Here is a 21,730-nt window from a genome sequence, read left to right as displayed (position 1 = left end):
CTAAATGAAAGCTTAGCCGGACACAACGGAACTCCGCGGCGAGGATGGCCCAGCTTCAGATAGCTTTCAGGCCCCGCCGCGGCAGCTAAGAAGAAGCATCGCCGTACGCACAAAATCACAGTAACACGATGCGTATGATGACAGTGCAACACCTCATGCAAAGTCCACTATGCAGACGCAGCGACGGTGGCAACGCCGGCTGCTGTGTCCACACAAGGAGCCACAGTGCCACAGTCGGGGATCACTCTTTCGAACATCGATCACAGCGTCCGGCCCCAGGACGACCTCTACCAACACGTCAACGGCGCGTGGCTCAACAGCACAACCATCCCTGACGACAGGCCGCTGGAAGGCACGTTCACCGCTTTGCGGGACGGAGCCGAGTTGGCCGTCAAAGCAATTATCGAAGAAGCTGCAGGCAAAGGAGAGTCGGCAACCGGCGTCGAGCAGCAGGTGGGTGGACTCTACGCGAGCTTCATGGATGAGGCCGCAGCAGAGGCCAAAGGCCTTGACCCCATCCGGGGCCGGCTCGAGGACGTCAACGCCGTGGGATCAACCCAGGAACTGGCCGGCCTGATAGGCCGCCTCTTCCGTTCCGACGTCTCCGGGCTTTTCTCAATCTACCCGGCCCCTGACGCCGGCAACCCCGAGCGCATCCTCCTGTATATCGGGCAGGGCGGCCTTGGACTACCGGACGAGTCCTACTACCGGGAAGAAAAGTTTGCCGATATCGTTTCGGCCTACACCGGGTACGTTGCCAAGATGCTCGCCCTCGCCGGAATCAAGGACGCCGAAGCAGCGTCAGTGCGCATCGTCGCCCTCGAAACTGCCTTGGCTGCGCACCACTGGGACAACGTCACGTTGCGGAATCCCCAGAAGACCTACAACCTCAAGACGGCAGAAGAAGCAACGGAACTGTTCCCCTTGCTGGAGACCTGGTTCCAGGCAGCCCGTGTCGACGCAGCCAAGCGAAACGAGATCGTTGTCAGCACCCCGGACTTCTTCGCCGGCGCAGCAGGCTTGCTGGAGTCCGAGCCGTTGGAAACGTGGAAGGAATGGTTGACACTGAGGGTGCTGAGTTCGGCGGCCCCGTACCTCTCGTCCGAATTCGTGGACACCAACTTCGAGTTCTACGGCACTACACTCAGCGGCACGCCCCAGAACAAGGAACGCTGGAAGCGTGGAGTTGCCGTTGTCGAAGCTGCGCTTGGCGAAGCCGTCGGACAGATATACGTGGAGCGGCACTTCCCCCCGGGCCACAAAGCAAGGATGGAGACGCTCGTTGCCAATCTGATCGAGGCTTACCGTGACAGCATCTCCTCCCTGGCATGGATGGGCGAGGAAACCAAGAAGGAAGCGCTCAAGAAGCTGGAGGCCTTCCGCCCCAAGATTGGCTTCCCGGAAAAATGGATCGACTACTCAGCCGTGGTCATCGATCCATCCGACCTGTTGGGCAACGTGGAGCGCGCACATGATGCTGACGTCGACCGTCACCTGGACGAGATCGGCAAGCCTGTTGACCTTAATAAGTGGCTGATGACTCCGCAGACGGTCAATGCCTACTACCACCCCATGCTGAATGAGATCGTCTTCCCGGCCGCAATTCTCCAGCCGCCCTTCTTCACGGCAGATGCTGATGACGCTGTGAACTATGGCGGAATCGGTGCCGTCATAGGCCACGAGATCGGCCACGGCTTCGACGACCAAGGATCGCAGTTCGACGGCAGCGGTGCACTGCGCAACTGGTGGACTGATGAGGACCGGACCGCGTTCGAAGCCCTCACGGCCAAATTGGTGGCTCAATACGACGCCCTCTCCCCCTACGCGGCGCCAGAACACAAGGTCAACGGCAAGCTCACCCTCGGCGAGAACATCGGCGACCTCGGCGGCCTGACCATTGCCTACAAGGCCTACCTCCTCAGCCTGGAAGGCAAAGAGCCTGAGGAGATCGACGGCTTCACTGGCCAGCAACGCTTCTTCATGTCGTGGGCAGCAGGCTGGCGCCAGGTAATCCGCCGTGAAGAGGCGATCCGACGGCTTGCCACCGATCCGCACTCCCCCAACGAGTTCCGCACCAACGCCATCGCCCGCAACCTCGATGCGTTCCATGAAGCATTTGGTGTCGGCGCCGGAGACGGCATGTGGTTGGAATCCGGAGACCGCGTCAGCATCTGGTAAGAAGGGAAAAGTGAGGCCGGGCCAGTTCGTAAAGAACTGGCCCGGCCTCTTCAGTGTATGGCTGCCTCGCAGCCCGATACTGGTCCAAGTACTGACTATTGGTCGATGTACAACGGGTTCACTTGTTGGCAGACGGCATCGCTCGCGGTCTGGTTGACGACGTCCGATGGCACGGAGGTTGCTCCGTAGGTAGTGCCGGCGGCGAAGTCCGTACCCACATAGAGCTGAACCCCCGCCACGCCAGGAGCCTCCTGCACTTGGGCCGCCGGAATACCGTAGAGCGCAGCCACGTCTGCAGCAACATCGGCGAAGCCTGCCCCGTAGTAAATCACTGTCTGGTCCACAGGGTTTGCCAAATAGGAAACCGCCTGGGTAAAGCCACCGCCTGTCAGAACCGACATGATCTCCTGGGCCCGCGCGGCTGCTCCGCTGCCGTTGGCCACTGCCACCGGCTGGATCGCTTTGTCGTAGGCGGGGACCGCAGGAGTCGACGCCGTGGGCTGCGGTGCAGGAGTTTCGCTGGCAGCGGGCGACGAGGTGGCACCGGGTGTGGTCAGGTCAAGGTCGGCACGCAAAGCTGAAAAGAGCTGGGATGACTGCGGTTCCACAAGCTCCAGCCTGTTCGGATCAACTGCTGCTGCCTGGGTCGGGACAGCCACGAACGCAACCTTGGAAACATCAATGTCCTTCAACCGCCCTCCGATGGTCAGCAGCGACGGAACGGATGCCAGGCCCTCATCGACGGTGAGGTTCTGGGTGACCACGTCGGCAATCTGGAGGAGCCTCTGCGGGTTACCCAACGTTCCTTCGTCTTTGAGCTTCCTGGTCAAGGACGAGAGGAAAGCCTGCTGTCCCTTGATACGACCGAGGTCGCCTCCATCGCCAAAAGCGTGGCGGGTCCGCAGGAAAGCCAGGGCTTGTTCGCCCTCAACCAGGGAATCACCTTTGGGCAGGCGAAGGCGGGAGTCCGGGTCAAAGACGGGGTCGCTGACACAGACATTCACGCCGCCAATAGCGTGGGACAACTCCTTGACGGCGTTGAAGTCCGCCATCATGAAGTGGTCGATTTCCAAACCGGTCAATTTATTGACGGTGTCAACAGCGCAGCCGATGCCCGCCTCGGCCATGGCCTCGTTGATCATCACACCGCTGCGGGCAGGGAACGTCTGGTTGTTTGTCCGATCGGTGCATTGCGGCACGTCCACCAGCAGGTCACGCGGGAAGCTCATGACACTGACGCGCTTGTTGTCTGCTGAGATATCCAGCAGCATCATGACGTCCGAATGACCGTAGCCGGTGGAGTCTTCCGTGCTTCCGTACTCCGAGTTTTTCCCGTCACGGGTATCAGAACCAAGAATAAGGATTTGCAGGCGGTCCGATTTGTCATTGGCCAGGGTTTCACCGCTGTCGCGGGTCTCCCCTGCACTCAGCGGAGCCTTGGTGATGTTGCTCTGCAACCGGATGAACCAAAAGGCAGCAAAAGCCACGCCTGCCACCAGGGCCACAGAGACCACGCCAGTAACAATCTTCAACCACAACGGAAGTCCCTTGCGGGCCTTCATGTGGCGGGGAGTGCCCTCGGCATCCTCACCGTGGCGAGCCGCAACGGGGTCAGCGGTGCCGGTGCCCTGTGGGCGGGCGTCACGACGTCGCACTATTCGGTTTACCTTTCCTCAAACACGTGGATTCCCGCCATCATAGTTGCCGATTCTGGGAAGTTCCTTATCGCGCCTCTACAATGCCTGGACGTGTCTTGCCCGCTAGAACCCGAGTTTGACCAGTTGCTTGGGATCCCGCTGCCAGTCCTTGGCCACCTTAACATGCAGATCCAGGTAGATTCGGGTGCCCAGAAGTGTCTCGATGCCCTTCCGTGCGTTGGTACCGACTTCACGCAGCCGGCTGCCACCCTTGCCGATGATGATGGCCTTCTGGGAGGGCCGCTCAACATAGAGGTTGACCCGAACGTCCAGGAGCGGGTTGTCCTCGGTTCGACCTTCACGGGGAACGATCTCCTCCACCACTACGGCCAGCGAGTGGGGAAGTTCGTCGCGGACACCTTCCAGGGCAGCCTCTCGAATAAGTTCCGCAATCATGACTGCTTCGGGCTCGTCCGTCAGTTCACCGTCGGGGTACAGCGGGGGCGATGACGGCATGTGGCTGATCAATACGTCCGCGACAGTGGAGACCTGGAATCCGTCGGCCGCTGAAACGGGGACGATGTCTGCCCAACCTTGCTCCCCCAGGACATCGCGTCCCAAAGCAGCGACAGCGAGCAATTGCTCGGTCAAGGCCTGGCGGTCAACAAGGTCGGTTTTGGTGACAAGGGCAACGATCGGCTTCCTCCCCACGGCTGCCAACTGAGCCGCGATGTACTTATCGCCGGGGCCGATCTTCTCGTTCGCCGGCAGGCAGAATCCAATGGCATCCACTTCGGCCAGGGTATCGGCCACAAGATCATTGAGCCGCTTACCCAGGAGCGTGCGCGGCCTGTGCAGGCCAGGGGTGTCCACCAGGATCAGCTGCGCATCCTCGCGGTGGACAATACCGCGGATGGTGTGCCGCGTGGTCTGCGGCTTGGCCGAGGTGATGGCCACCTTCTGGCCAACCAAGGCATTGGTCAGTGTCGATTTGCCGGCGTTGGGCCGACCCACCAGCACAGAGAAGCCTGCGTGGAAGCCACCGAAGTCATTATCGGCATCGAATTTCTTATTTTGCTTGCTCACGTGGAACTCCCTGTTGCGTTGAGTCGGCGTCATCGAGTAGGTCTTCAAAGTCAGTGTCTTCCTTTGGCATGGCTGCCGCAATGATGTGGCTGACCCTGTTTCGGCGACCCTCAAGCCTATCCGCCCTGAGCGATATTCCATCCACATCAACTGAACTGCCGACAATCGGGACCTGCCCCAGGGCCTTGGCAAGGAGGCCGCCTACGGTGTCCACCTCGTCGTCGTCGAGGTCAATGTCGAACAGTTCACCGAGGTCGTCGATGCTCATGCGGGCGCTGACCCGGAACGTACCGTCACCGAGGTCCACTGCTTCTTCTGCCGCGGCATCGTATTCATCCACGATTTCACCCACGATTTCCTCGATGAGGTCCTCAAGGGTCACCAGTCCGGCGGTACCGCCGTACTCATCGATCACGATCGCCACGTGGGTGGATTCCTGCTGCAGTTCCCTGAGAAGGTCACTCACGGGCTTGGATTCAGGAACGTAGCGGACGTCCCGGGCGAGGGAGTCGACGTCGTGCGCCTGCAGTCCGGGTTCGCCTCGATACATGGCCGCGGCGACGTCCTTCAAATAAAGGATTCCGCGGATCTGGTCGGTATTCTCACCGATGACCGGAATCCTGGAATAGCCCGACCGCAAGAAGAGGCCCATGGCTGTCTCGAGGTCCGATCCGGTACCGATGCTGACAATGTCTGTGCGGGGAACCATGACGGAACGGACCAACGTGTCGCCGAAGTCGAAGACCGAATGGATGAGTTCAGCCTCGTTGTCCTCGATCATGTCCGATTCTGCGGCGCGGTCCACGAATTCGCGGAACTCTTCTTCGCTGACGAATGCGTCATCACCGCTGGGCGCGCCAGGAGCCACTGCTTGGCCGAGGGCCACGAGCCACCCGGGAATGGGGCCGAGAACCCAGCAGAGGAAGCGGATCAGCGGAGCCGTGAAGCGAACAACGGGACCGGAATGGGCCCTCCCCAGCTGCCTCGGCGACACCCCCACCAGCACGAATCCGATGACGGCCATGATGCCGGTAGCAGCAAGCCCGGCAAGCCAGACGTTGTCGAGCAAACTGTGCAGCACTACCGCCACAGCTACTGCAGCGGCCATCTCGAACCACACACGCCAGAATCGCAGGGCCCTCATGTGGGCAATGGGAGCTTTGAGGATTCCGCTCAGGGCCTTGCCCTTGCTGCGCACAATTGATTGTTCGGCCTCGTGCCGGGGAAGGAAATTGAACGCGGCTTCAGCAGCCGTCAACAGGGCGACAAAGCTGAGGAAAACCAGCGCCATGCCGACCAGGATGATCCAGGTCACTGCATGGTCTCCATGGGGGCATCCTTGCCCAGGAATTCAGACAGCAGTTCGCGCTGCAAACCGAACATCTCTTCTTTTTCCTCGGGTTCGGCGTGGTCGAATCCCAGAAGGTGGAGGATGCCATGGGTTGTCAGGAGCAGCATCTCATCCTGGGTGGCGTGACCGGCATTGCGGGCCTGTACCTCGGCCACCTGGGGGCAGATGGCGATGTCGCCCAGCATTCCCTGCGGGGTTGGCTTATCCGGGGTGCCTGGAGTGAGCTCGTCCATGGGCACTGACAGGACGTCGGTGGCCCCGGGTTCATCCATCAGTTCGATGTGAAGCTTCTCCATGGCGGGTTCATCCACCAGGAGAATGGAAAGCTCCGCTTGCGGATGGATGTAGAGCCGTTCGAAGATGAAGCGGGACAACGTCACCAGCTGGGCTTCGTCCACCGTCACACCGGACTCGTTGTTGACTTCAATGCTCATTGACGTTCTCCACGTTTGTAATGTGTGCCTGACGCGTCTTTGCGGTGCGCGTCATCCCAGGTGCTGTAGGCGGACACGATGTCGGCCACCAGGCGATGCCGGACTACGTCGGCCGCCTCAAGAATGGAGAAATTGACGTCGTTTATGCCTGTCAGGATCTCCCGGACGATCCGAAGGCCCGACGTTGCGCCCAGCGGAAGGTCGATCTGGGTGACGTCGCCGGTGACTACCATTTTTGAACCGAAGCCGAGGCGGGTCAGGAACATCTTCATCTGTTCCGGTGTGGTGTTCTGCGCTTCATCAAGAATGATGAAGGCGTCATTGAGCGTACGTCCGCGCATGTACGCCAACGGTGCCACCTCAATGGTGCCTGCAGCCATCAACCGTGGGATGGATTCCGGATCCATCATGTCGTGGAGGGCGTCATACAGCGGGCGAAGGTACGGATCGATCTTGTCGCTCAATGTACCGGGCAGGAAACCGAGCCGCTCCCCCGCCTCCACCGCAGGCCGCGTCAGGATTATCCTGCTGACTTCCTTCATCTGCAACGCCTGCACGGCCTTGGCCATGGCCAAGTACGTCTTGCCCGTGCCAGCTGGACCGATGCCAAAAATCACCGTGTTTGCGTCGATGGCATCCACGTAGTTCTTCTGGTTCAGTGTCTTTGGACGGATGGTCTTGCCGCGACTGGAAAGGATGTTGTGGGTCAGCACATCAGCCGGGTTCTGCACCGACTGGGCCCTCAACAGGGACACCAGCTGCTGAAGGATGTCCGGGCTCACCACGGTCCCTTTCGCCACAAGCCCACGGACTTCCTCCAGGAGGCGCATGACGCGGGGAATGACGGTGGAGGGGCCGGTCATGGAGAGCTCGTTGCCGCGGACATGGAAGCTGACATCCTGGAATTGTTCCTCGATGTACCTCAGGGCTTCGTCATGGCTGCCCAGCGAGTGAACCATCTGGTCGGAGTTGTCGAAGGTGACGACTTCCGTGCGTGTGCCCGGTAATGTGTGCGGGAACTCGTTGGGCGGCTGGTTGCCGTTTCCGGTCCTGAGCCGCCCGTTCAAAGATTCACTCATAGTGCTGGCCCGCGGGCCTTTTCTCCTCCGGTTGGTCTGTAATAACGCCATCGATTCGACATTCTCTGCGGACTTTCGTTGCCCGCGTTGATGCCGGAATGTCTCCAATCCTACGCCAGCCCGCCCGCGATGAACCTCCCCCGGCAGCCTCATTCGGCACCCCGGGGCTGATGCGGACATTTTGTCTCAACTCGGCATCAAGCCGGTATCAATCATGTTTCAGTTGGCGCCCTCCCCCGGAAACCCGGCCGACCGCCGTCGACGATGTGCCAAGCTGGCATTGCGGGTGAAAACACAACCCCGCACCCCAGCCGACAAATGGCTGCCAAACCATGCAGGGCAGGACAGGAAACCCATCAAGAAAACAGCCAGCAACGATCATGGCGCGAACAAGCGGACCAAGTCCGCTGTTGCCGTGCCGGCGATGCTCGCTGTCCTCCTGCTGACCGGTTGCATCGCCAACGGTGGCGGCACCCAAGCCACCTCCACCCCGCCGCCGCTGACCGTCCAGGAAGCCCCGGCCAGCAACGCCCCGCTGGAAACCACCCAGGCCTCCACCAAGATCCCGGTCTACTGGATCGGGCGGAGCAAGGAAGAGGTCTACCTCTACCGCGAGTTCCGGGACATCTCCGGCGACGGAAATCCTGTAACCACCGCCCTGAAAATCATGATGGCGGAAAAGCCGTTGGATCATGACTTCTTCACTCCCTGGCAGGAACCCGCCAACCTGGCCACGTCCATTTCCGGCAAAAACGTCATTACAGTCGATATTTCCCGCGATGCTTTCAACTCAAACCTGGATGCCGGCATGGCGCAGCGTGCAGTGCAGCAACTCGTCTACACGGCAACGGCCGCAGCTTCGTCTTCAGGGCTCATCAATTCAGGCCAGCAGATCCAAGTGGTCATCCTGGTTGATGGCCACAAGGACTACATGGCGTTCGGGCAAGTGCAGCTGGGGGAGCCGATGACCCGCGACGCCTCCCTGGTTGCCCCGCTCTGGATCATCGATCCGCAGGAAGAGACCACCCTGCCCACAGGACTGGTCAAGTTCAACGGACGGAGCACTGACAGCTCCAAGCCCATCGCCTGGCAGGTACTGCAGGACAATGGCAAGGGCGAAAAGACCAGCCTTCTCACGGGCCAAACGCAAGCCACCGGCGAACCCGGGCAGTATGGGTTGTTCACTTTTGGCGCGACATTGAAGGCCGGCCAGTATGAGGTACGTGTTTCCCAGGTGGACAGCGCCGGAGACATCATCGCGACAAGCACCGACACGCGGCTGTTCAGGGTCGGGTAGCTGTTCACGGTCGGTAGCTGCCCGGAGCCGGAAGCGGACCAAGGCCGCCCGGCTGCAGCGCTACCAGCGGCCCAGGATGTCGCTCGCAAGCACGACGGCGGCAGGTCCCGCCGTCGACGACCTCAAGACATGATGCCCCAAGAGAGCCGTCACGGCGCCGGCATCACTGAGCCGCGTCACTTCGCGGGGCGAGATCCCACCCTCGGGCCCCACTATCAACAGCACCTCGCGGGGTGAGGTGGCCTTGGTTGCCGCCAGCTCTACAAGAATGGTCCGCAAAGGATTCTTGGCGTCTTCATGCAGGATGATGGCAAGGTCAGACTGGGCAACGGCTTTCGCCAGGGACCCGGTGTCCACCATGGTCCGCACCTCGGGGATCCATGCCCGCCGGGCCTGCTTGGCGGCGGCAGCAACCACTGATTCCCACTTCGCATGGGCCTTTGCTGCGCGATCGCCTTTCCATCGAACAATGGAACGCTCTGACTGCCACGGGAGCACAGCGTCGATTCCGAGCTCCGTGGCCGTTTCGATGGCAAGTTCGTCGCGATCGCCCTTGGCCAGGGCCTGGACCAGTACCAGCCGGACGTCCGGCTGTTCTTCAAAGGCCATGTCGGAGGCAGTGACGACGAGGCCGGCGGGCCCGGCCGCGGCGACCGTGCCGGTCAACCGCGCGCCGGCACCATCGGCTATGTCAACGGGCTCTCCCACACCAAGTCGCTTGACCGTAACCGCGTGCCGTGCCTCTGGACCTTCCAGCACGAACGTGCCGCCGGGTATGACATCGCTGAGGCTGCCGGCCGACGTGAAGAAAACGGGGTTGCTCACCGCTACAGGTTACCGAGCTTGTCCCGAAGCTTGGCGAACATTCCGCCGCTGGCCACAAGCTTTCCTTCAGTGAACTGCTCCCCGCGAAGCTTGGCGAGCTGCTGCAGCAATTCTTCCTGCGCAGGATCCAGCTTGCTCGGCGTTTCAACGTGGAGGTGTACCTTAAGGTCGCCACGGCCATAACCACGCAGGTGCGTGACGCCCAGGCCCCGAAGGGTGATGATCTCCCCTGACTGGGTTCCGGCCTTCACATCAATGTCCTGCGCGCCGTCGAAAGTATCCAACTGCAACTCCGTACCCAGCGCTGCGGCCGTCATGGGCACGCTGAGGGTAGCATGGAGGTCGTCGCCTTCGCGCATGAACATGGAATCGTTGTTGACGCGGATCTCCACGTAGAGGTCGCCGGACGGGCCGCCTGCGGGTCCTGCTTCGCCTTGGCCGGACAACTGGATGCGCGTACCGGTGGCAACACCGGCAGGAACCTTGATGGTCAGGGAACGGCGACTGCGGATGCGGCCTTGGCCGTTGCACTCATTGCAGGGGTCTTTGATGACCGTTCCGAAGCCCTCGCAGGAACCGCAGGGGGCAGCGGTCATGACCTGGCCAAGGATGGACCGGACAGCGCGCTGGACCTGGCCGCTGCCGCCACAGATGTCACAACGTTCCGGGTGGGTGCCCGGTCGGCAGCAGCTGCCGTCACAGGTGGGGCAGGTCACGGCCGTGTCCACTTCGAGCTTCTTGTTGACGCCGAAAACGGCGTCCTTCAGGTCAATGCGGACACTGATAAGTGCGTCCTGGCCGCGTCGGACACGGGAGGCCGGCCCGCCGTGACCGCCGCCGCCACCAAAGAACGTATCGAAGATGTCCTGGAACGCGAAGCCCTGGCCGGAATATCCGCCGCCAAACCCGCTGTCCGTTCCATTCTCATTGCCGGTGGCGTCGTAGACGCGGCGCTTCTGGGGATCGGACAGCACCTCATAAGCATGGGTCACGGCCTTAAACTGCTCCGCGACATCCTCACCTGGGTTTACGTCCGGGTGGAGTTTCCGCGCCAACTTGCGGTACGCCTTTTTGATCTCTTCCCCGGTGGCTTCCGGCGAGACTCCCAAAACGTCATAGTGGCTGCTCAAAGTCGGTATCTCTTCCTTGTTGTACTGCGGATGTTTCTTCGGGACGGCGTTCAGCCGCCAAGAATGCGTGAAAGGTAACGGGCCACGGCCCGGACTGCGGCCATGGTAGTGGGGTAATCCATGCGGGTTGGGCCCAGGATCCCCACCTTGGCACCGGAACCGTATCCGGTGGCCACAACGGAAGCCTCAGCCAATCCGTCGTAGGGATTCTCCCGGCCGATACTCACGGTGACGCCCCTGGGGTCATCCCCCATGTCTGACAACAACCGAAGCATGACAACTTGTTCCTCAAGGGCTTCCAGCACCGGACCGATGCTCAAGGGGAAGTCCACGTTGGACCTGGCAAGGTTGGCCGTACCGGCCATCAGGATGCGTTCTTCGCGGCTGTTGTCGCTCAAGGCCTGCAGTCCGTTGGCCAACGTCTGGGCCAGCCCCCGAAGCTCCGGCGGACACAGGGCAATCACCGACGGAAGCACCTGCGGCAACAGGGCCAGTTGCGTCCCTGCGATGCTGCCCAGGAAGCGGGATCTCAATCGCATCAAAGCGTCGTCGCCCACGTCCGAACCAGCGTCGATGACCTTCTGGCTGACGCTGCCGGTATCGGCAATCAGCACCACCAACACTTGTTGTGGTGCCAACAGGACGAACTCAACATGCCGTACCAAGGCGCGGTTGGAGTGCGGATACTGCACGACGGCGACCTGGTTGGTCAGTTGGGACAGAAGCCTTACCGTGCGCTCCAGGATGTCGTCTACATCATCAGGGCCTTCAAGCAGCGAGTGGATGGCCCTCCGCTCGGCGGCCGAAAGGGGCTTGACTTGGGAGATGCGATCGACGAAAAGGCGGTAGCCCTTGTCGGTGGGAATGCGACCGGCACTGGTGTGGGGCGCTGCAATGAGGCCTTCTTCTTCCAGAACGGCCATGTCGTTACGGATGGTGGCGCTTGAAACTCCAAGATGGTGCCGTTCAACAAGGGCCTTCGATCCAACAGGCTCCCGTGAATGCACGTAATCTTCAACGATGGCACGCAGCACTTCCAATTTGCGTGGCTCACTCATTGCTCCACCTCCTGACGACTGCCGTGGTCTCTGAGACCGGGTCCACTTAGCACTCAACATGCCCAAGTGCTAACCAGTCTAGTATGAGCCAACCCGTTGCTAGCATTGAACTTTCCTTTCCCAAGCCAGCACAAACCAACACTGAACAATTCAACCCAGCACAAAAGGTAGGAACTCCTTGGCTTTCGACACGTGGGGTCCGCAGGATCTGTCAGCTCCCGCCAAACGGCAACTGCCGGAGGTAGCTGTACAACGCGGGATGGTCCTCGAAGATGTCCAATCAGGCTGGGTGGGCGAAGTCACCCGGGTCGAGAAGACCGGCGGCATGCACATCGTGTCCCTCGAGGACAGGCGGGGGAAGACGAAGTCGTTCCAGCTCGGATTTGGCTTCCTGCTCGAGGGGCAGCCCATCCGCTTGATGCCCCCGGCCCCCCGACAATCGACGCCGCCCGTTCAGGCCGGTCGCACGGCGTCGGGTTCGGTGAAGGTTGAAGGACAACGCGCCCAGGTGGCCAAAGCCAGCCGCATTTGGGTGGAGGGAAAACACGACGCCGAACTCGTCGAGAAAGTCTGGGGCGACGATCTTCGCGTCGAGGGCATTGTGGTGGAGCCCCTGCACGGAGTCGATGACCTCAAGTCGGCAATCTCCGCCTTTAACCCCGGGCCCGGCCGGCGCCTCGGCATCCTGGTGGACCACCTCGTGGCCGGCTCCAAAGAGTCCCGCATCGCAGCTGACGCCATGACTGTGCCCGGCGCCGCAGGAAACGTCCTGATTGTCGGCCATCCCTACATCGATGTCTGGCAGGCCATCAGGCCCAAAGTTCTGGGAATTGAGGCCTGGCCGTCCGTACCCCGCGGCACCGACTGGAAGACCGGGATTCTCACCGCCTTCGGGTGGCCTCACGAGACCGCTGAGGATGTAGGACTGGGCTGGCAACGTCTTCTTGGTGCGGTTCGCAGCTACGCCGACCTTGAGGCCTCGCTGCTGGGCCGCGTGGAGGAAGTCATCGACTTCCTCACAGTTCCCTGACCTTTGGCCTCAAAGCAGCAGCAACTGACGTGTCATCGTGGCGTTTGTCCCGGGAAGCCTGCCGGGGCCGGTATTCTGGGACAGCAACACCGCACTATCTTTACAGCAAAGGGAACACACCGTGGCAGAGAACGCTCCTGAAGAACCGGGCAGCGCCGCAGGCCAGCCCCAGTACCATGGCGCGCCTGCAAATGCGCTGCCGCTGACCGCCAGCGAGGACAGGCAGTGGGCTACGTTGGCACACTTTGGCGGTATTCTCGGATGCCTGCCATCTCTCCTGATCTACTTGATCTTCCGTGACCGCGGACCGTTCACGGCACAGGAATCCAAGGAGGCGTTGAACTTCACGCTGCCTCCCACCATCGCTGCGGTTCTGGCCAACATCCTGGTGCTGTTGCCGGTAGTAGGCAACATCTTTGCTGTGATCGCCACTGGCATCTGGGTAGCCCTGACATGCTTCTCCGTCTCAGCCGGAATCCGCGTCAACCACGGCCAGCCGCACCGTTACAAGCTCAACCTGCGCTGGGTCAAGTAGCCCTCCCCCAGCCATTCAAGCGGCTGGGGGGTTAGTCGGGGAGAATCCTCCGGACTACGGCGTCAGCCAGCAGCCGGCCCTTCAGCGTAAGGGTCAACCGGCCTTTGAACGCTTGCACGGGATCAACCAGCTCGTCGGCGATCAGCCCTGCCATTGCATGGCGGCCAACCGCGTCCAAGGCATCTACTTCAAGCCCTGTACCGAGCCGTGCTTCCAGCATGATGCGTTCGACTTCCCGGGTTTCGGCGTCGAGGGTCTCCCGGCCTGCCGCCGGTGAGCTTCCCGCACCCAACCGTCCTGCGTACGCTGTGGGGTGCTTAACGTTCCACCACCGGACACCTCCTACGTGGGAGTGCGCACCGGGGCCGATGCCCCACCAGTCATCGCCGCGCCAGTAGGCCAGATTGTGCCGGCACGCTTGATCGGGTGTCCGGGACCAGTTGCTGACCTCGTACCAGTTCAAACCAGCTGCGGAGATCAACGAATCAGCCAACTCGTATTTGGCTGCATGATCGTCGTCGTCAATTCCGGGCACTTCGCCGCGGCGGATCTGGGCCGCCAACTTGGTGCCGTCCTCCACGATCAATGCGTAGGCGCTGATGTGGTCAGGCTCGTAGGACAGTGCTGTTTCAAGGGACAACCGCCAGTCCGCCATGGACTCCCCCGGCGTACCGTAAATAAGGTCCAGGCTCACCGCGAGTCCGGCCTCACGGGCCCACTGGACCACGAGCGGCACACGACTGGGGGTATGGGTCCGGTCAAGGACCTTCAACACGTGCGGCACAGCCGACTGCATGCCAAACGAAACCCTGGTGAATCCGGCATCGGCCAGCACCTTCAGGGACTCAGGGGTTACGGAATCCGGATTGGCTTCGGTGGTTACCTCGGCACCAGGCTCAAGCCCCCAATGGTCGACGGCGGCCCGCAGGATTCGTGCAAGGTCTTCCGCGGGGAGGAGCGTGGGCGTACCGCCTCCAAAGAAGACTGTGCTCATGCGCCGCCGGGGCACCCCTGAGGCGTCCAGTGCCAGAGCCGCAAAGTCGAGTTCGGACACCGCAGTTGTGGCATAGGCATCCTGGGAAGCCCCGCCGCCAAGCTCGGTGGCCGTATAGGTATTGAAGTCACAGTAGCCGCAGCGAACGGCGCAAAACGGGATATGGACGTAGAGCCCAAAGTTGCGGTGCTCGACGCCATCCAGCACCTGCGGGGGAAGTACTCCGTCCGCAGGCGCCGGATCGCCCAATGGTAGGACGCTGGGCATCTACTTCTTGGCCTTGTCCTTGGACTCGTCGGTGGTCAGTGCTGCGATGAATGCTTCCTGGGGAACCTCCACGCGACCCACCATCTTCATGCGCTTCTTGCCTTCCTTCTGCTTTTCCAGCAGTTTGCGCTTACGGGTGATGTCACCGCCGTAGCACTTGGCAAGAACGTCCTTGCGGATGGCCCGGATGCTCTCACGGGCGATGATTCGCGATCCGATGGCCGCCTGGATGGGCACCTCGAATTGCTGCCTCGGAATGAGCTCACGGAGCTTGCCGGTCATCATGACACCGTAGGCGTAGGCCTTGTCGCGGTGGGTGATGGCACTGAAGGCATCCACTTGTTCGCCCTGCAGCAGGATGTCTACCTTGACAAGGTCTGCAACCTGCTCGCCGTCGGCTTTCCAGTCCAGTGAGGCGTAGCCACGGGTTTTGGACTTCAGGAGGTCGAAGAAGTCGAACACGATCTCGGCCAGCGGAATCCAGTAGCGGAGTTCCACTCGGTCCTCGGACAGGTAATCCATGCCGCGCATTTGGCCGCGGCGGCTTTGGCAGAGTTCCATGATGGAACCAACAAACTCGTTCGGAGCCAGGATGGTGGCGGAAACCATAGGCTCGCGAACCTCGGAGATCTTGCCCGTGGGGTACTCGCTGGGGTTGGTGACATGGATGACCTTCTTGTCCTCCAGTGTCACCTCGTATTCCACGTTGGGAGCCGTGGAGATGAGGTCCAGGTTGTACTCACGTTCAAGGCGCTCACGGGTAATTTCCAGGTGCAGCAAACCGAGGAACCCGACGCGGAAACCGAAGCCCAGCGCTGCGGACGTCTCGGGTTCGTAAACCAGTGCGGCGTCGTTAAGCATCAGTTTTTCGAGGGCGTCGCGGAGGACAGGGTAGTCCGTTCCGTCCAGCGGGTAGAGACCTGAGAAGACCATCGGTTTGGCGTCGGCGTAGCCGCTGAGCGACTCCGAGGCAGGCTTGGCCAGGTTGGTGACAGTATCGCCAACCTTCGACTGGCGGACGTCCTTCACGCCGGTGATCAGGTATCCCACCTCGCCGACCCCCAGGCCCTTGGATGGCGTGGGCTCCGGAGAGCTGACACCAATCTCCAGGAGCTCGTGGGTTGCCCGGGTGGACATCATCTGAATGCGTTCGCGCGGGTGGAGCATGCCGTCCACCACGCGGACGTACGTCACGACGCCGCGGTACGTGTCATAGACGGAGTCGAAAATCATGGCGCGGGCCGGCGCATTGGGATCGCCAACGGGAGCAGGAAGGTCGCGGACAATTTTGTCCAACAGCGCCTCAACACCCACACCGGTTTTGCCGGAGACCTTGAGGACGTCCTCGGGGTCACCGCCAATGAGGTTGGCAAGCTCTGCCGCGTACTTCTCGGGCTGGGCAGCCGGAAGATCGATCTTGTTCAGCACAGGAATGATGGTGAGGTTGTTCTCCATTGCCAGATACAGGTTGGCAAGGGTTTGGGCCTCGATGCCCTGGGCCGCGTCCACCAGCAGCACTGCGCCTTCGCAAGCGGCGAGCGAGCGGGAAACCTCATAGGTGAAGTCGACGTGGCCGGGAGTATCGATCATGTTCAGTGCATAGCTGTTGCCATCAAGTTCCCACGGCATGCGAACAGCCTGGGACTTGATGGTGATGCCACGCTCACGTTCGATATCCATGCGGTCCAGATACTGGGCCTTCATGTCGCGTTGCTTAACGACGCCGGTGTACTGCAGCATGCGGTCGGCCAAGGTGGACTTACCGTGGTCAATGTGGGCAATGATGCAGAAGTTCCGGATGATGGCCGGATCTGTTGCGGCGGGCACCGGTGCGGTGCGGGCCATGGGAGACACGCAGGATCCTTACTGTCGACACTCACACGGCAATTCCCGGAGCTGGGCATAGGCCAGCCGGAACACGCCGCGCATCTGATCCTCTAGTCTCCCATGAACCTGCGCTTCGCCGTACATTGCCTGCCCAGGTGTCAGCTCCACGCAGCTGTAGCGTTGTCACATGGCTTTCGACTTGCGCCCTTTGGGCAAACTCATCCTGCGATCATTCAAAGCCCTCGGTGGCAACAGCACTAAAGCAGCCACACCGTCAGGTGCCCGCAGGACACAAACCCGGCAGTCCGACGTCGTACGCCAGCCAGGTTCTTACCCGGGCGATTTTCGCGGTTCCCTCAAGGTCAGCTACTCCCCCAAGCCAGATGGTCAGCCGGATCCCGGCGAGATTGTCTGGAGCTGGGTTCCCTACGAAGAGGACCACACACAAGGCAAGGACCGGCCCGTACTCCTGGTGGGCCGGGATCGCGAATGGCTGTTGGGTCTTATGCTGACCTCCAAGGACCACGACAATGGCGCACGCGCGGACGACTATGTTGATATAGGAACCGGCCCTTGGGATCGGCAGGGCAGGCCCAGCGAAATCAACGTTGGGCGCATTATCCGCCTCGATCCTGGTGCGATCCGGCGCGAAGGCGCCGTTTTGGGAAAACCGCAATTCCGGGAGGTCGCACGGGCCCTTCAAGAACGGCAATAGCCGGATCGGGGGCCCAGTTCCCGAAGAGCCCGGACTTTCTGCTATCCTTTATAGCTGTGTGTCCGTGCAGGTCGACGGCCATACATGGTTGGCTGCCATAGGCATCCCCACGCCGCTCAGTCGATGGCCAACCTGAAAACCCTCTAGACCATTTCCGCATTAAAAAGAGAGTTCATACGTGGCTAATATCAAGTCCCAGAAGAAGCGCATCCTCACCAACGAGAAGGCTCGCCTGCGCAACAACGCAGTCAAGTCCGAGCTGAAGACGGCCATCCGCGCCGTCAACACCGCCGTTGAGTCTGCTGACAAGGATGCTGCTGGAACTGCACTTGCTGCTGCCAGCCGCAAGCTGGACAAGGCTGTCAGCAAGGGCGTTATTCACAAGAACAACGCTGCAAACCGCAAGTCTGCGATCTCCAAGAAGGTCAACGCACTCTAAGGTTTTTCCAGTTCGACTGAGCTGATCAAAAGGCCGGCACCCGTTGGGTGCCGGCCTTTGGGTTTAAGCGGCTGTATCAGTGGCGGCGATGCCGCCGCTGACCGGCATCAACGTCGGCTGGCTGACATGGCAATTACAGTCACCGCGTGCTCCACTGCGTAGACAGGGTCCCGCGACTCACCCTTCACCTGCGCGTCCGCTTCTGCGATGACCTGGATGGAACGGATCAGGCCCTCGGGAGTCCATCGCCGGACATCCCGCTGCGCCTGCTCAACAAGCCACGGCTGCATTCCCAGATTCCTGGCGATGGTGGCTGGAGAACCATTGGCCCCTGCAACTTTGGCCAGCGTCCGCAGCTTGGCCGCCAGTGCCGCAACCAAGGGAACCGGATCCACCCCGGTGGCCAAGGCATGCCTCAACGTGGACAGTGCCACCGGCCCATTACCAGCCATCGCAGCATCCGCAACCTTGAAGGCCGTCGCCTCAACCCGGCCGCCGTAGTAGCGTTCAACGGTCTCCGCCGTCACGGCGGTAGTGGCGTCGGCGATCAACTGGTTGCACGCTGCTGCAAGTTCGGAAAGGTTTGCGCCCACTGCGTTCACCAGGGCCTGGACAGCATCGCCCTCAATGCGTCGCCCTCCGGCCCTGAACTCGGAGACGACGAACGCGGTTTTGTCAGAGTCCTTCTTCAACGGTTGGCAATCAATGACGGGCCAGCCAGCGGACTTCACGGCATCGAGCAGCTTCTTGCCACGAACGCCCCCGGCATGACGCAAGACCAGGACAACGTCCTGGTCCGGGTGCTGGAGGTAGGCCAGTCCGTCCGCCAGAAAAGCATCATTCATGGCCTCGAGGCCATCGACCTCAATGAGCTTCCCCTCACCGAAGAGGGATGGCGTGACGGTCATCGCCAGGGATCCGGCCTCGTAGGAGCCCGCGTTGAGTCTGCTCAGTTCGACATCAGGGGTGGTGGTTCGCACCTGGGCCCGGATGCCGTCCACGGCCCGGATACCGAGATATTCTTCTGGTCCCATGACCAGGACGACGGCGGCCGGTGCCGCATCCCGCCAGCTGACGGTGTTCGCCGCGACGCTCTTGGCCCGGGTATTTTGGGCAGCAGCCACAGGTGGTTCCTTCCGGACGTTTCTTTGCAGGATTCAAGTCTGCCATGTTTTGCAGGGGGTGGAATTTGGTGTTCGGGGGTGCCTGACACCCTGGCGGCGTACAACCGCTTCTCGCCCCTTGGGGGCGGCTCGGTGCAGGCGGCCGAGGGCTGCAGATTAGGTGCGTCGCCAATTCTTCACCTCTGAGTTGGTTTTGTGCTTCTGCCCAGTCAGCCTTGGTCTCCAGGAAGGCCCTCTCCAACGCCAGCGCACAGATCCTTGCGGCGTCTCCGTCGGCAGCCCGCACCTACGCCCCCGGACGATCACCAAGCGATCAAGGAGCGCCACTACAGCGCCATGAAGTCCCATGACGTGACCCATCACCTGCGCAGGGCGCAGCACCATCCAAACAACCAGGACGGTCACCAAGGATGAGAGCACCATGGCCATTATTCCAACCGGCCCCTCTGCCCACGGCAGGGCAGCCCCTGGCAGGCCGGCAAAAAGCCGCGCCACTCCCGCAACCAACCCAGCACAGGTCCCGGAGACAGCGATGGGCACCACCGCGAGCCAGGGAAGAAGTGTGGCCAAAGGTACGGCAATTGTGCCGAAAATCGTCACCGGAGCCACCAACGGGCCTGCTACCACGTTGGCAATCAGCGCGAATGTGGTGAACTGTGGCTGAAGTGCCACGATCACCGGGCCACACAGCAGCTGGGCAGACAACGGCACGGCAACCCCGGCAGCCAACCACCGTGGCACCCAGAAAGGGATCCACGACGCAATTCTCGCCGCCAGCAGCACAATTCCGAACGTCGCCAGAACCGAGAGGAGAAACCCCACGTTGGCCGCCATGGCCGGGTCCAACAGCAGCAGGATGGTTGTGGCGAGGCAGAGGAAGGACAAGGACCGTCCGCGCAGCCCACCCGCCAGGGCAGCCAGCCCCACTGTCCCCATGACTGCGGCCCGTAGGACGCTGGGATCCGGCCCCACCATGGTGACGAATGCCACCAGCCCGCACGCAGCAAAAGCCCCTGCTGCCGGGCGCGCCAACCGGAAGCACCGTGCCAACAAAATGAAGCCACCCAGAATGAGGCTGCAGTTGGCTCCCGAGACCGCCGTCAAGTGAGTCATTCCCGTAGTCTTCATTGCCGCCTCCAGGCTTTCCGGCAGCGCGCTGGTATCGCCCGTCACCATTCCAGGGAGCAGCCCGGACGCGTCCGGAGGCAGCCAGTCAGCAGCGGAGACAAACCCTTTCCGTACGTCGGCCGCTGTCTGTCGGGCATCGAACCCGGATCCGGTAACGACGGGGTCAGAGGACGCGCTGAGAAGCGCAGCTTCGGATTGCCCTTCCCGCACCTGTTTCAGCGTTCCGGTTGTTCTGACGCTCTGCCCCGCCCGTACATTCCGCCAGGCAGCACCGCCCGACACAACGATGCCGGCAGTTCCACGTATCACGTTTCCCTTGGACGTGAGATGAATCAGACCCGCATCAACCATCCATCTGTCGTCACTTGAAGGCGCAGGTGCAGGCGCCGGTGTGGGGCTGCCCGTAATGAGAAGGTGAACGACGACCCCCTCATCGGCGGCCATCGCCGGGGCCAGTGGTCCGTTCTCACGGTTGTCGGCGATGACACCACAATGAACCGCAACAGCAGCGCCCAGGACACACGCGAGGGCCAGGGTGGCCCACAGTGTTCGGGGCCGCACTCCGGACGGCCCCTGGCGATGCCCCACCACCAGGAACACTCCGCCAAACAAGCCCAGTGCAACCGCCACCACAGCCGACCAGACCGCATCCATGCGGCCACCTGCCAGCGCTGCAGACCACGTCACCACCACCACCGGCACGAGCCTCAGGTCTATGCGTTTTCCCGCTTCCGGACCTCCCACGGACTCAGCCACCCTCCACCGTCACAAGGTCTTTGAGGGACTCCATGAGCTTGGGCCCAATCCCATCAATGGCATCCAGTTCGTCCACCGAGGCGAACGGTCCATGGTCTTTCCGCCAGTCCAGAATCCGCTGGGCAGTGACGGGCCCCACCCGGGGCAATGTCCCCAACTCCTCCAAGGTGGCAGTGTTGATGTTGACCTTCGTGGCCCCGCCGCTGGAACTGCCAGTGCCAGTACTGCCAGCAATCGCAGACGGGGCGCCCCGCGGGGCTTCCCCCGCTACTGGAACGGCAACCTTGGCTCCATCGCTGAGCACCTCGGCAAGGTTCAGCCCGCCGAGTTCGGCGTTTGGCGCTGCACCCCCGGCGGCATCAATGGCCTGGAAGACGCGGCTACCCAGCGGCAAAGTGACGACGCCGGGCTGCTGCACGGCCCCCGCCACGTGAACAATCAGGCTCCCCTGGGACTCCGAACCCACCGGTTGCGGCGATTCTGACGAACCCGGCACAACGGGGCCAACAGACGTGGAAGAATCCAACGGTTCTGATGTTGGCTGGCCCAAGGAAGACTGCCATAAATGCCACGCGATGAGGCCTGCCCCTACCACCGCCAGGAGTACCGCTACGCGCCAAGGGGCACGCCATCGAAGACGGGATCTGCGAAGGAGGTCTCCGGGGTCTTCCTCGTCGCCAACTGGAACAGAAGGATAATTGTCCGGCAACTCCAACAGCGGAGAAGCCAGGGTCTCTCCGGCCAATCGGGAGGTAAAGCGCTGCCGTGCTGCCGTCGCTGCGGCATCTGGGGACGAATCCCGGTTCCAGCGTGGCATGAAATGAGCTTATGGCCGGCGCC

At 61.6% G+C, this 21,730-nt stretch carries 19 protein-coding genes; 6 read left to right on the top strand and 13 right to left on the bottom strand.

Annotated elements, in window-relative coordinates; all coding sequences use genetic code 11:
* The first annotated feature begins 225 nt into the window (after nt 1-225).
* Nucleotides 226-2,178, top strand: coding sequence for a M13 family metallopeptidase (locus WBN73_RS11115; RefSeq protein WP_337340280.1), 1,953 nt, complete (start codon nt 226-228; stop codon nt 2,176-2,178).
* Nucleotides 2,179-2,273: 95 nt separating this feature from the next.
* Here WBN73_RS11115 and WBN73_RS11110 read toward each other — a convergent pair whose 3' ends face one another.
* From WBN73_RS11110 to WBN73_RS11090, 5 genes are all read right to left on the bottom strand, one after another.
* Nucleotides 2,274-3,833, bottom strand: coding sequence for an LCP family protein (locus WBN73_RS11110; protein ID WP_207593632.1), 1,560 nt, complete (start codon nt 3,831-3,833; stop codon nt 2,274-2,276).
* A 105-nt stretch (nt 3,834-3,938) separates the two neighbouring features.
* The gene (gene era, locus WBN73_RS11105) at nt 3,939-4,901 is read right to left on the bottom strand and encodes a GTPase Era (RefSeq protein ID WP_207593633.1); all 963 of its coding nucleotides are present in this window, start codon (nt 4,899-4,901) and stop codon (nt 3,939-3,941) included.
* Nucleotides 4,885-6,216, bottom strand: a complete 1,332-nt coding sequence (locus WBN73_RS11100) for a hemolysin family protein (protein ID WP_280622911.1) — start codon at nt 6,214-6,216, stop codon at nt 4,885-4,887. Before WBN73_RS11100 ends, era begins: the two co-directional genes overlap by 17 nt.
* On the bottom strand, nt 6,213-6,686 hold the full coding sequence (gene ybeY, locus WBN73_RS11095) for an rRNA maturation RNase YbeY (protein ID WP_207593635.1): 474 nt from the start codon (nt 6,684-6,686) through the stop codon (nt 6,213-6,215). The genes WBN73_RS11100 and ybeY overlap by 4 nt, the downstream gene beginning before the upstream one ends.
* Nucleotides 6,683-7,765, bottom strand: coding sequence for a PhoH family protein (locus WBN73_RS11090; RefSeq protein ID WP_207593636.1), 1,083 nt, complete (start codon nt 7,763-7,765; stop codon nt 6,683-6,685). The genes ybeY and WBN73_RS11090 overlap by 4 nt, the downstream gene beginning before the upstream one ends.
* A gap of 424 nt (nt 7,766-8,189) precedes the next feature.
* On the opposite strand from WBN73_RS11090, the gene WBN73_RS11085 reads away from it, so the two are divergent.
* A complete protein-coding gene (locus WBN73_RS11085; protein ID WP_207597565.1) occupies nt 8,190-9,062 on the top strand; it encodes a GerMN domain-containing protein in 873 nt (290 codons plus the stop codon).
* Nucleotides 9,063-9,122: 60 nt separating this feature from the next.
* On the opposite strand, the gene WBN73_RS11080 is transcribed toward WBN73_RS11085, so the two are convergent.
* From WBN73_RS11080 to hrcA, 3 genes are read right to left on the bottom strand one after another with little or no spacing between them, the layout of a single operon-like run.
* Nucleotides 9,123-9,887: a 16S rRNA (uracil(1498)-N(3))-methyltransferase gene (locus WBN73_RS11080; protein WP_337340279.1), complete on the bottom strand. Its 765-nt coding sequence runs from the start codon at nt 9,885-9,887 to the stop codon at nt 9,123-9,125.
* A 2-nt stretch (nt 9,888-9,889) separates the two neighbouring features.
* Nucleotides 9,890-11,017, bottom strand: coding sequence for a molecular chaperone DnaJ (gene dnaJ, locus WBN73_RS11075; protein ID WP_337340278.1), 1,128 nt, complete (start codon nt 11,015-11,017; stop codon nt 9,890-9,892).
* 50 nt (nt 11,018-11,067) lie between these two features.
* Nucleotides 11,068-12,075 (bottom strand): heat-inducible transcriptional repressor HrcA, encoded by a 1,008-nt coding sequence (hrcA, locus tag WBN73_RS11070; RefSeq protein ID WP_089595203.1) that lies wholly within the window; start codon nt 12,073-12,075, stop codon nt 11,068-11,070.
* A 178-nt stretch (nt 12,076-12,253) separates the two neighbouring features.
* Here hrcA and WBN73_RS11065 point away from each other — a divergent pair, with 178 nt between their 5' ends.
* Entirely contained in the window at nt 12,254-13,105 is an 852-nt protein-coding gene (locus tag WBN73_RS11065; RefSeq protein WP_337340277.1) for a DUF3097 domain-containing protein, read from the top strand.
* 121 nt (nt 13,106-13,226) lie between these two features.
* Nucleotides 13,227-13,640, top strand: coding sequence for a DUF4870 domain-containing protein (locus WBN73_RS11060; protein ID WP_207593641.1), 414 nt, complete (start codon nt 13,227-13,229; stop codon nt 13,638-13,640).
* Nucleotides 13,641-13,671: 31 nt separating this feature from the next.
* Here WBN73_RS11060 and hemW read toward each other — a convergent pair whose 3' ends face one another.
* Nucleotides 13,672-14,901, bottom strand: a complete 1,230-nt coding sequence (hemW, locus tag WBN73_RS11055) for a radical SAM family heme chaperone HemW (protein ID WP_337340276.1) — start codon at nt 14,899-14,901, stop codon at nt 13,672-13,674.
* On the bottom strand, nt 14,902-16,755 hold the full coding sequence (gene lepA, locus WBN73_RS11050) for a translation elongation factor 4 (protein ID WP_011774924.1): 1,854 nt from the start codon (nt 16,753-16,755) through the stop codon (nt 14,902-14,904).
* A gap of 160 nt (nt 16,756-16,915) precedes the next feature.
* On the opposite strand from lepA, the gene WBN73_RS11045 reads away from it, so the two are divergent.
* On the top strand, nt 16,916-17,443 hold the full coding sequence (locus WBN73_RS11045) for a type II toxin-antitoxin system PemK/MazF family toxin (protein WP_337340275.1): 528 nt from the start codon (nt 16,916-16,918) through the stop codon (nt 17,441-17,443).
* 178 nt (nt 17,444-17,621) lie between these two features.
* Entirely contained in the window at nt 17,622-17,882 is a 261-nt protein-coding gene (gene rpsT, locus WBN73_RS11040; protein ID WP_207593645.1) for a 30S ribosomal protein S20, read from the top strand.
* A 107-nt stretch (nt 17,883-17,989) separates the two neighbouring features.
* On the opposite strand, the gene holA is transcribed toward rpsT, so the two are convergent.
* From holA to WBN73_RS11025, 3 genes are all read right to left on the bottom strand, one after another.
* A complete protein-coding gene (gene holA, locus WBN73_RS11035; RefSeq protein WP_280622913.1) occupies nt 17,990-19,006 on the bottom strand; it encodes a DNA polymerase III subunit delta in 1,017 nt (338 codons plus the stop codon).
* A 156-nt stretch (nt 19,007-19,162) separates the two neighbouring features.
* Nucleotides 19,163-20,890, bottom strand: a complete 1,728-nt coding sequence (locus WBN73_RS11030; protein WP_337340274.1) for a ComEC/Rec2 family competence protein — start codon at nt 20,888-20,890, stop codon at nt 19,163-19,165.
* Nucleotides 20,883-21,707, bottom strand: a complete 825-nt coding sequence (locus tag WBN73_RS11025) for a helix-hairpin-helix domain-containing protein (protein ID WP_337340273.1) — start codon at nt 21,705-21,707, stop codon at nt 20,883-20,885. The genes WBN73_RS11030 and WBN73_RS11025 overlap by 8 nt, the downstream gene beginning before the upstream one ends.
* Nucleotides 21,708-21,730 lie beyond the last annotated feature (23 nt).

This window comes from Paenarthrobacter sp. CCNWLY172, assembly GCF_037402035.1.
Lineage (GTDB): Bacteria > Actinomycetota > Actinomycetes > Actinomycetales > Micrococcaceae > Arthrobacter.
This window is presented reverse-complemented; position numbering and strand designations above follow the sequence as displayed.

Bases quoted from the DNA above. Each gene is read 5' to 3' on its own strand.
- WBN73_RS11090 (WP_207593636.1), bottom strand. From the start codon at position 7,765: ATGAGTGAATCTTTGAACGGGCGGCTCAGGACCGGAAACGGCAACCAG.
- WBN73_RS11045 (WP_337340275.1), top strand. From the start codon at position 16,916: ATGGCTTTCGACTTGCGCCCTTTGGGCAAACTCATCCTGCGATCATTC.
- hrcA (WP_089595203.1), bottom strand. From the start codon at position 12,075: ATGAGTGAGCCACGCAAATTGGAAGTGCTGCGTGCCATCGTTGAAGAT.
- WBN73_RS11085 (WP_207597565.1), top strand. From the start codon at position 8,190: ATGCTCGCTGTCCTCCTGCTGACCGGTTGCATCGCCAACGGTGGCGGC.
- ybeY (WP_207593635.1), bottom strand. From the start codon at position 6,686: ATGAGCATTGAAGTCAACAACGAGTCCGGTGTGACGGTGGACGAAGCC.
- WBN73_RS11025 (WP_337340273.1), bottom strand. From the start codon at position 21,707: ATGCCACGCTGGAACCGGGATTCGTCCCCAGATGCCGCAGCGACGGCA.
- hemW (WP_337340276.1), bottom strand. From the start codon at position 14,901: ATGCCCAGCGTCCTACCATTGGGCGATCCGGCGCCTGCGGACGGAGTA.